Below are 1,145 nucleotides of genomic sequence, written 5' to 3' on the forward strand. Positions count from 1 at the left end.
CGGTATAAGGGCCTTCGACCAATGCCTGGGGCACATCGACGGTAAAAGTCCCACCAGCCAGAACCGGTGTAGTCACAGTAATGACGGTACTGCCCTGGGTGATGGTCAGCGTAACGGTGCTGCCCACCGGCGCATCGGTAGTCCCAGTGATGGTCGGCGTGGTGTCATTGGTGATGGCCGGAGTATCGACCGTAATCGCCGGAGCGGTAGTGTCGATGGCCCCACTGTTAGTGGCTGAACCCGTGTTGCCCGCCTGGTCAGTCACCTGAGCCTCAACGGTATACGGGCCTTCAACCAACGGCTGAGTCAGCTCGACGCTGTAGGTACCGCCAGCCAGAACTGGCGTATTTACGGTGTAGGTGGTCGTGCCTTGGGTGATAGTCAGCGTGACGGTGCTGCCCACCGGCGCATCGGTCGTCCCAGTGATGGTCGGCGTGGTGTCATTGGTGATGGCCGGAGCATCGACGGTGATCAGCGGAGCGGTGGTATCGATGGCGCCACTGTCGTTGGCCGAGCCGGTGTTGCCCGCCTGGTCAGTCACCTGAGCCTCAACGTTAAACGGGCCTTCAACCAACGGCTGAGTCAGCTCGACGCTGTAGATACCGCCAGCCAGAACTGGCGTATTTACGGTGTAGGTGGTCGTGCCTTGGGTGATAGTCAGCGTGACGGTGCTGCCCACCGGCGCATCGGTAGTCCCAGTGATGGTCGGCGTGGTGTCATTGGTGATGGCCGGAGCATCGACGGTGATCAGCGGAGCGATGGTGTCGATGGCGCCACTATTGTTGGCTGAGCCGATGTTGCCCGCCTGGTCAGTCACCTGAGCCTCAACGGTATACGGGCCTTCAACCAACGGCTGAGTCAGCTCGACACTGTAGGTACCGCCAGCCAGAACCGGCGTGGTAACGGTGAAGGTGTTAGTGCCCTGAGTAATGGTCAGCGTAACGGTGCTGCCCACAGGCGCATCGGTGGTGCCGGTAATAGTCGGCGTGGTGTCATTGGTAATGGCTGGTGCGTCGACCGTAATGGACGGAGCGGTAGTGTCGATGGCGCCACTGTTAGTAGCAGAGCCCGTGTTGCCCGCCGGATCATTTACCTGCGCCCCAACGGTATAAGGGCCTTCGACCAATGCCTGGGGCACATCGACG

General features: G+C 60.7%; 1 protein-coding gene. It reads right to left on the reverse strand.

Annotation, left to right across the window (positions count from 1 at the left end):
- Window positions 1-1,145 (reverse strand): Ig-like domain-containing protein (locus tag BVH03_RS21555; protein ID WP_177344929.1); only part of this gene is annotated, 1,145 nt, incomplete at both ends.

Source organism: Pseudomonas sp. PA15(2017) (genome assembly GCF_001945395.1).
Classification (GTDB): domain Bacteria; phylum Pseudomonadota; class Gammaproteobacteria; order Pseudomonadales; family Pseudomonadaceae; genus Aquipseudomonas.